At 71.3% G+C, this 9,178-nt stretch carries 8 protein-coding genes; 5 read left to right on the top strand and 3 right to left on the bottom strand.

Annotated elements, in window-relative coordinates:
* From OFY01_RS13185 to OFY01_RS13195, 3 genes are all read right to left on the bottom strand, one after another.
* The coding region (locus OFY01_RS13185) for an NADH-quinone oxidoreductase subunit C (protein WP_266599505.1) at positions 1–785 on the bottom strand (785 nt) is incomplete at its 3' end.
* Entirely contained in the window at positions 782–1,411 is a 630-nt protein-coding gene (locus OFY01_RS13190) for an NADH-quinone oxidoreductase subunit B (protein ID WP_266599506.1), read from the bottom strand. The genes OFY01_RS13190 and OFY01_RS13185, both read right to left, overlap by 4 nt.
* Positions 1,412–1,416: 5 nt before the next feature.
* Positions 1,417–1,815 carry an NADH-quinone oxidoreductase subunit A gene (locus OFY01_RS13195; RefSeq protein ID WP_266599507.1) on the bottom strand — a complete coding sequence of 133 codons (399 nt, stop codon included), beginning with the start codon at positions 1,813–1,815 and terminating at the stop codon, positions 1,417–1,419.
* Between the two features lie 259 nt (positions 1,816–2,074).
* On the opposite strand from OFY01_RS13195, the gene OFY01_RS13200 reads away from it, so the two are divergent.
* The 5 genes from OFY01_RS13200 to OFY01_RS13220 all read left to right on the top strand — a co-directional run.
* Positions 2,075–3,268, top strand: coding sequence for a sensor histidine kinase (locus OFY01_RS13200; RefSeq protein ID WP_266599508.1), 1,194 nt, complete (start codon positions 2,075–2,077; stop codon positions 3,266–3,268).
* Positions 3,269–3,619: 351 nt separating this feature from the next.
* A complete protein-coding gene (locus OFY01_RS13205; RefSeq protein ID WP_266599509.1) occupies positions 3,620–5,095 on the top strand; it encodes a sensor histidine kinase in 1,476 nt (491 codons plus the stop codon).
* Positions 5,096–5,516: 421 nt separating this feature from the next.
* A complete protein-coding gene (locus OFY01_RS13210; RefSeq protein WP_266599511.1) occupies positions 5,517–6,188 on the top strand; it encodes a response regulator transcription factor in 672 nt (223 codons plus the stop codon).
* Positions 6,189–6,577: 389 nt separating this feature from the next.
* Positions 6,578–8,530 (top strand): 2-oxoacid:acceptor oxidoreductase subunit alpha, encoded by a 1,953-nt coding sequence (locus tag OFY01_RS13215; protein ID WP_266599513.1) that lies wholly within the window; start codon positions 6,578–6,580, stop codon positions 8,528–8,530.
* Positions 8,523–9,178: 2-oxoacid:ferredoxin oxidoreductase subunit beta (locus OFY01_RS13220; protein WP_266599515.1), on the top strand; the 656-nt coding region annotated here is incomplete at its 3' end. The genes OFY01_RS13215 and OFY01_RS13220, both read left to right, overlap by 8 nt.

Genomic DNA, 9,178 nt, shown 5'->3' on the forward strand with positions numbered 1-9,178 from the left:
CAAGACGCACCTGCCCATCGGCCAGTTGGCGCACACCGGCGGCAGCGGTCTCGGCCACGACCGGCGCCGCGCCGGCGATCCGGCGTGGCGGGAGTCGCCTGGCTGGCCGAGCCGTCGCTGGCGGAGCGGGTGCGGCGGGCCGGGCGCTCCCCCGCCGCCCGGCCGGCGCCGCGGGCGGGGCGGGCAGGGGCGGGGGGCAGCTGGCCCTTGAGCGGGCCCCATTCGTTGGGGTCGGGCACGCCGGGCGGCAGCATCTGGCGCCGCTTGGGCGCGCCGGCGCCCGCGTGGGACTCGCCCGGTTCCTTCGCGCCCGGCCACGCCTTGACGACCCGCGCGGCGAGCACGAAGTCCTTGCGCAGTGGGTGGCCCTCGAAGCCGTCAGGGAGGAGGAGCGGGTCGAGTGCGGGGTGGTCCGTGAAGTCGACGCCGAACATTTCGTGGGTCTCGCGCTCGTGCCAGGCCGCGCCCGCGTAGACGCCGACCGCGGAGGCGAGCACCGGTGCGGAGTGCGGGACGGTCGTGCGCAGCAGCAGGCGGCGTACGGGACCCGGCCCGACGGCGGCGACGTGCGCGCAGACGCGGAACGCCGAGTCCTCCGGTTCGTCGACCGCGCTCAGCCAGTCGAAGTAGGTGCAGCCCAGTGTCGTACGGGCCGTCTCGAGCGCCGCGATCCAGGTGTCGGCCGGGACGTCGACCGTCAGCAGGTCGTACGCCTCCTCGACCGTGGCCCCGGTGCCGAACAGTTCCTCCACGGGGCTCGGCAGCCAGCCCGTGCTCGTACTCATGCCGCACCGCCTGGTGTGGGGGGCTGGACGAGGCCGCTGGTCAGGGCCGCCGTCGAGGGGCGGCCCGCCGCGGCGTCGGCGGAGGCGTACCGCTCGCCGAGCGACTCGCGGGCGATCTTCTCCTGGAGCTTGAGGATGCCCTGGAGCAGCGCCTCGGGCCGAGGCGGGCAGCCGGGCACGTACACGTCCACCGGGATGATCTGGTCGACGCCCTTGGTGACGGAGTACGAGTCCCAGTAGGGGCCGCCGCAGTTGGAGCAGGCGCCGAACGAGATGACGTACTTCGGCTCGGGCATCTGCTCGTACAGGCGCTTCACGGCGGGGGCCATCTTGTCCGTGACCGTGCCGGACACCACCATCAGGTCGGCCTGGCGGGGGCCGGGCGCGAAGGGGATCACGCCGAGGCGGATGAAGTCGTGGCGGGCCATCGACGCGGCGATGAACTCGATGGCGCAACAGGCGAGGCCGAAGTTGAAGACCCACAGCGAGTAGCGGCGGCCCCAGTTGAGGACCACCTTCATCGGTTCGGGGGCCAGACGCGAGAGCACGCCCAGCTTCTTCGGTCCGACGACGGGTTCGGGCACGAACACCGGTTCCGACGGCGTCGCGCCACTCACGTCGCTCATGCCACTCACGTCCACGTAAGGACGCCCTTCTTGTATGCGTACAGCAGGCCGACGGCGAGGAAGCCCAGGAAGACGAACATCTCCACGAGCGTCGTCGCGCCGTAGCCGGGCGCGGCGAAGACCGTCGCCCACGGGAAGAGGAAGATCGAGTCGACCGCGAAGATCACGTAGAGGAAGGCGTACACGTAGTAGCGGATCTGGGTGTGGGCCCAGCCCTCGCCTACGGGGTCGACGCCGCACTCGTACGTGAGGAACTTCTCCTGCGTGGGGACCACCGGGCGCAGCAGCCGGCCCGCGCCGAAGGCCACGGCGACGAACAGCACGCCGACCACGGCGAGCAGCCCGACCACCGAGTACGAGTGGAAGTAGTCCGCCGCGATGACGGTCACGGCCGGTCCCGTCACGTCTGCGCCCCTCGCGTGTTCGTGTTCGACGATCTGTACGCATCGGAGTCTAGAGCCTGTTAAAGGGGCCGTAAGCAGCGCGGTCCCCGCGTGGTTCCGGAGTCGGGCCCGGGAGGTGGGGTTATCCCCCGTTCGTCCCGGCCGGTCCGCCTCATGGCGCCGCTCTGTGATCACGGGGCACTCTGGCGCTATGAACGAGCCTTCTCCGCCCCTGCCTCAGCCTCCGCCTCCGCCTCCGCCCGCGCCTACGTCCACGGCCATGTCCACGTCCACGCCCGCTGCCCCTGCCACGGCCACGGCCACGGCCGAGCTTCCTCGCCCGGCCTTCGCCCTCTCCCGGCAGACGTGGAAGGAGATCGCGTACCTCCTGAGCAATCTCCCGCTCGCCGTCGCCGGGTTCGTCTACGCGATCACCATGCTGGCGGTCGGAGCCGGCCTGACCGTCACGGTGATCGGGCTGCCGTTCATCGCGGGCGGGCTGATGGGGGCGCGGCTGCTCGGCAGGGCGGAGCGGGGGCGGGCCCGGAGGCTGCTCGGGGTCCGGGTGGAGGAGCCGAGCCGGTTGCCGGTGCGGCGTGGGGGCGGGTTCTTCCCGTGGCTGTGGAACGCGCTCAAGGACCCGGTGGGCTGGCGCACGGTGCTGTTCGAGGTGATCCGGCTGCCGTGGGGCGTGGTGACGTTCGTCGTGGCGCTCGTCGGTCTGTTCGTGCTGTGGCCGGTGCTGCCGTTCGTCGCGCGGGGGCTGACCAACGCGGACCGGGCCATGGTGCGCGGGCTGCTCTCGCCCTCCGACGAGCTGGAGCGGCGGATCGCGGAGCTGGAGTCGGACCGGGGCGTCGTGGTCGACACGGCCGCGGCCGACCTGCGCCGCATCGAGCGCGATCTGCACGACGGGGCGCAGGCGCGGCTCGTCAACCTCGCCATGGGGCTCGGCCTGGCGAAGGAGAAGCTGCTCGACGGGCGAGCCGACGAAACCGTGGCGGCGATGGTCGAGGAGGCGCACGGCGAGGTGAAGCTGGCCCTCCAGGAGTTGCGGGACCTGGCCCGGGGCATCCATCCGGCGGTGCTGACGGACCGGGGTCTGGACGCGGCCCTGTCGTCGGTGGCCTCGCGCTGCACCGTGCCGGTGACCGTGACGACGGAGCTGTCGGCGCGGCCCGCGGAGGCGATCGAGGGCATCGCGTACTTCACGGTCTCCGAGCTGCTGCAGAACGTGAGCAAGCACAGCCGGGCGACGCGGGCGTCGGTCGACGTGTGGCGAGCGCGGGACCGGCTGCTCATCCAGGTCACGGACGACGGCCGGGGCGGCGCGAGCGTCGCCAAGGGCAGCGGGATGGCGGGGCTCGCGGAGCGGCTCGGCGCGGTCGACGGGCTGTTCGTCGTGGACTCCCCCGAGGGCGGCCCGACGACCGTCACGGCGGAGTTGCCGTGGCGGGACCGGCCCGTGGCGTAGGCCCGTGGCGTAGGCCCCGACCCAGGGCAGGGCACGACCCCAGGGCAGGGCACGGCCCCAGGGGAGGGCACGGCCCAGGCAGGGCACGGCCCGGACGGGGCACGGCCCCAGGTCAGGGCGCCCCAAGGTCAGGACGTCCCCGCAGGTCAAGGACGCCCCCAGGTCCGGGCGGACCAGGAGGCGGGCGGGCCCGGAGGCGGGCGAGCTCGGGTGGGCCCAGGTGGGGAAAACCCCCGGTTCAAGACGCCGACCCGCCACATGGTCCCGGGCCACCCCCGCGAAGACCCTGGAATCACAGCCCGCGGCAGCGGGTCTGGGCAGAAGCAGGCCGAGCAGAAACGGACGGCACCGATGGCCACGCACCAGTACGGCTACCGCTACGGCTACCGCGAGCAGCGCGACGTGTACGCGTACGACGACGGCCACGACGGCCACGACGGCCACGGCCACGACCGCCATGGCTCCGGCTATGACTACGGCTACGGCTACGGCTACGGCGACCGCGATGGGCGGGGCGCCGGGCCCGGCCGACCGCGGCGTGGGCTCGGGCGGCTGCCTGCCGGGGTGCGGGCGCCGGTCGAGGCGCGGACGTGGCGGGAGTTCGGCTACCTCCTGCTGGGCCTGCCGATCAGCGTCGTGATGTTCGTGTGGACCGTGACGTCGCTGTCGGTCGGGGCCGGGCTGCTCGTCACCTTTATCGGCGTACCGGTGCTGGCGGCCGGGCTCGCGGGGGCGCGGGCGTTCGGGTCGCTGGAACGGGTGCGGGCCCGCGCCCTGCTCGGTGTCGAGGTCACCTCGCCGGATCCGGTGCGGCCGCGTAAGGGCGGGCCGATGGCGTGGATCGGGGCGATGCTCAAGAGCGGCGTGTCGTGGCGACACGCGCTGTACGCGCTGCTGCACTTCCCGTGGGCGACGTTCGCGTTCAGCGTGGCGGTGACGTTCTGGGCGACCGGCTGGGCGCTGTTCACGTACCCGCTGTGGCAGTGGGTGCTCCCCATGTACGCGGGACAGGGCGGGCTCCAGCTGTACGGGGACGACCACCACTCGGTCTACCTGGACAATCCGTTCGAGATCGGGGTCACCTGCCTGGTCGGGCTGCTGGTCACGCTGGCCACGCCGTGGATCGTGCGAGCGCTGACGACCGTGGACCGGCTGATGGTGGTGGGGCTGCTCGGAGCGTCGCGGCTGGAGTCGCGTGTGGAGGAGCTGGAGTCGGACCGGGGCGTCGTGGTCGACACGGCCGCGGCCGACCTGCGCCGCATCGAGCGCGATCTGCACGACGGGGCGCAGGCGCGGCTCGTCAACCTGGCGATGGACCTGGGTCTGGCGAAGGAGAAGCTGGCGGAGGACCCGCAGGAGGCGGCGCGGATGGTCGGCGAGGCGCACGGTGAGGTGAAGACGGCGTTGCAAGAGTTGCGGGACCTGGCCCGCGGGATCCATCCGGCGGTACTGACGGACCGGGGCCTGGACGCGGCCCTGTCGTCGGTGGCCTCGCGCTGCACCGTGCCGGTGACGGTGGAGGTGGACCTGTCGGCGCGGCCCGCACCCGCGATCGAGGGCATCGCGTACTTCACGGTCTCCGAGCTGCTGCAGAACGTGAGCAAACACAGCCGGGCGACGCGGGCGTCGGTGGATGTGTGGCGGGCCGGCGACCGGTTGATGGTGCAGGTGTACGACAACGGGGTGGGCGGGGCCGACGCGGGCGCGGGGTCCGGGTTGGCGGGGCTCGCCGGGCGGCTCGACGCGGTGGACGGGATCCTGCTGGTCGACTCTCCCGCGGCCGGGCCCACACGAGTGACCGCGGAGCTACCGTGGCGGCGGGCGTGACGGGCGCGGACCTCACCTGACCCACACCTGCCCCCCACCTGACCCTGCGGCCGCACGGGTCCCGCCCCGCCTCACCACGACCGGGCCGGACCCGGCATCCCGCGCCCGCCTCACCCCGGGCGCCGGACCGCTCCCGCCGCGCCCCGGCGCCGCCCCGTGGGCGCCGTGCCGCCTCGCCCCCTGACGCCCAAGACGGCAGACGCGACACGCGGCACCGAACAGGCAGCCACCACCCCCCGTACCCCGTACCCCGCACCCGCACCCGCACCCGCACCCGCACCCACACCCACACCCACACCCACACCCACAAGTAACACCCCCTGACGCGAGCGAATCCTGGGATGCTGGAGCCGTCAGAACCTGCCCTCGTCACCGGCACACCGGTGCACGGGGGCCCAGGGGCGCTGGGGGAACGAGAAACATGGAGGACAGAGTGCGTGTGGTCATCGCCGAGGATTCAGTGCTGCTCAGGGAGGGGCTGACCCGGCTGCTGACCGACCGCGGGCACGAGGTCGTCGCCGGTGTCGGCGACGGGGAGGCACTGGTCAGGACCATCGTCGGGCTCGGGGACGCGGGGCAGCTGCCGGACGTGGTCGTGGCGGACGTACGAATGCCCCCGACCCACACGGACGAGGGCGTGCGCGCGGCGGTGCGGCTGCGCGCGAAGTTCCCGGGGCTGGGGGTCCTGGTGCTGTCGCAGTACGTGGAGGAGCAGTACGCGACCGAGCTGCTCGCCGGGTCGAGCCACGGTGTCGGCTACCTGCTCAAGGACCGGGTCGCCGAGGTCAGGGAATTCGTGGACGCCGTCGTCCGGGTCGCCGAGGGCGGGACGGCGCTCGACCCCGAGGTGGTCGCGCAGTTGCTCGGCCGCAGCCGTAAGCAGGACGTCCTCGCGGGGCTCACCCCTCGCGAGCGCGAGGTCCTCGGCCTGATGGCGGAGGGCCGTACGAACTCGGCCATCGCACGGCAGCTCGTGGTGAGCGACGGGGCGGTGGAGAAGCACGTGAGCAACATCTTCCTGAAGCTCGGTCTCTCCCCGAGTGACGGGGATCACCGCCGCGTCCTGGCCGTCCTCACCTACCTCAACTCATGAGGAACTGACACTCTGTCAGGAATTGCGAGAGAGACCCGGAGGCGTCCGGATACCGGTCACGCGACCGAGGCCCGAAGGCCGCACGACCGAAAGGCAACGATCGAGCCCTAGAAACAGACACGGCACCGCACGGCACAACGCGGCACCGCACAACGACACGCGGCACCGCACGACACCCGCGACGCCACGCGACACCGCGCGACGCGGACACCGAATACCCCGCCAGGGGCCAGGCAAACTATGACAATTCAGGACGACAGGCCGTCTCATCTCCACGTCCACCATGCGAACGCTCGGAGGAAGGCGACCCTTACCGACGTAGGGTGGGTTTTGGGAAGGTCGGTGGGTCGACCCTGCCCGCACAGCCGCCTCGAGGGAGGTCCAGTTCAGTGACCAGCCAGGTCAGTAGCCCAGCCGAGCAGGCAGACGGGGTCGACGGCGCCGTCGTGGGAGAGCAGCGCTCGCGCGCGGGCGGATCCAGCAGCAAAGACGTGCAGCGTGTGGATCGCGTGATCATCCGGTTCGCGGGTGACTCGGGTGACGGTATGCAGCTGACGGGGGATCGTTTCACGTCGGAGACGGCGTCGTTCGGGAACGACCTGTCCACGCTGCCGAACTTCCCCGCCGAGATCCGTGCGCCCGCCGGGACTTTGCCGGGTGTGTCCTCGTTCCAGTTGCACTTCGCGGACCACGACATCCTCACCCCGGGCGACGCGCCGAACGTGCTGGTCGCGATGAACCCGGCGGCTTTGAAGGCGAACATCGGCGACCTGCCGCGGGGCGCGGAGCTGATCGTCAACACGGACGAGTTCTCCAAGCGGGCGATGGCCAAGGTCGGCTACGAGGCCAGCCCCCTGGAGGACGGCTCGCTGGACGGTTACAGCGTGCATCCGGTGCCGCTGACCACGCTGACGGTGGAGGCGCTCAAGGAGTTCGACCTCACGCGCAAGGAAGCCGAACGGTCCAAGAACATGTTCGCGCTGGGGCTGCTGTCGTGGATGTACCACCGTCCGACCGACGGCACCGAGGCGTTCTTGAAGCAGAAGTTCGCCAAGAAGCCCGAGATCATGGCGGCGAACCTGGCGGCGTTCCACGCGGGCTGGAACTTCGGTGAGACCACGGAGGACTTCGCGGTCTCCTACGAGGTCGCCCCGGCCGGCACGGACGCGTTCCCGGCCGGTACCTACCGCAACATCTCGGGAAACCTGGCCCTGTCCTACGGGCTGATCGCCGCCTCCCGGCAGGCGGATCTGCCGCTGTACCTGGGCTCGTACCCGATCACTCCGGCCTCCGACATCCTGCACGAGCTGTCGAAGCACAAGAACTTCGGTGTGCGCACCTTCCAGGCCGAGGACGAGATCGCCGGGATCGGTGCCGCGCTGGGCGCGGCGTTCGGCGGGTCGCTGGCGGTGACGACGACGTCGGGCCCGGGTGTGGCGCTCAAGTCGGAGACCGTCGGCCTGGCCGTCTCCCTGGAACTGCCGCTGCTGATCGTGGACATCCAGCGCGGCGGCCCCTCCACCGGCCTGCCCACCAAGACCGAGCAGGCCGATCTGCTCCAGGCCATGTACGGCAGGAACGGCGAGGCCCCCGTGCCCGTCGTCGCCCCGCGCACCCCGGCGGACTGCTTCGACGCCGCACTGGAAGCCGCCCGGATCGCGCTGGTCTACCGCACTCCCGTCTTCCTCCTCTCCGACGGCTACCTCGCCAACGGCTCCGAGCCCTGGCGCATCCCGGAGACCGACGAACTGCCCGACCTGCGCGTCCAGTTCGCCACCGGCCCCAACCACACCAAGGCCGACGGCACCGAGGTGTTCTGGCCCTACAAGCGCGACGAGCAGACGCTGGCCCGCCCCTGGGCGATCCCCGGCACACCGGGCCTCGAACACCGCGTCGGCGGTATCGAGAAGCAGGACGGCACCGGGAACATCTCCTACGACCCGGCCAACCACGACTTCATGGTCCGCACCCGCCAGGCCAAGATCGACGGCATCGACATCCCCGACCTCACCGTCGACGACCCCTCCGGCCAGGCGGGCACCCTCGTGCTCGGCTGGGGCTCCACCTACGGCCCCATCACCGCCGCCGTCCGCCGCCTGCGCCGCGCCGGCGAGCACATCGCCCAGGCCCACCTGCGCCACATCAACCCCTTCCCCCACAACCTCGGCGCCATCTTGCGCAGCTACGACAAGGTCGTCATCCCCGAGATGAACCTCGGCCAGCTCGCCACCCTCATCCGGGCGAAGTACCTCGTCGACGCCCACAGCTACAACCAGGTCAACGGCATGCCGTTCAAGGCGGAACAACTCGCCACGGCTCTGAAGGAGGCCATCGATGGCTGAGTCACTGTTGAACCTGGTCCCCAGGGCCGAGGGCAAGCAGTCCATGAAGGACTTCAAGTCCGACCAGGAGGTGCGCTGGTGCCCCGGCTGCGGTGACTACGCCGTCCTGGCCGCCGTGCAGGGCTTCATGCCCCAGCTCGGCCTGGCGAAGGAGAACATCGTCTTCGTCTCGGGAATCGGCTGCTCCTCCCGCTTCCCGTACTACATGAACACCTACGGGATGCACTCCATCCACGGCCGCGCACCCGCCATCGCCACCGGCCTGGCCTCCTCCCGCCCCGACCTGTCCGTCTGGGTCGTCACCGGCGACGGCGACGCCCTGTCCATCGGCGGCAACCACCTCATCCACGCCCTGCGCCGCAACGTCAACCTCAAGATCCTCCTCTTCAACAACCGGATCTACGGACTGACCAAGGGCCAGTACTCCCCCACCTCCGAAATCGGCAAGATCACCAAGTCGACGCCGATGGGCTCCCTCGACCAGCCCTTCAACCCGGTCTCCCTCGCCCTGGGCGCGGAAGCCACCTTCGTGGCCCGCACCGTCGACTCCGACCGCAAACACCTCACCGAGGTCCTGCGCCAGGCCGCCGAACACCCCGGCACCGCCCTGGTGGAGATCTACCAGAACTGCAACATCTTCAACGACGG

It is taken from the genome of Streptomyces beihaiensis (assembly GCF_026274175.1).
GTDB classification, from domain to species: Bacteria; Actinomycetota; Actinomycetes; order Streptomycetales; family Streptomycetaceae; genus Streptomyces; species Streptomyces beihaiensis.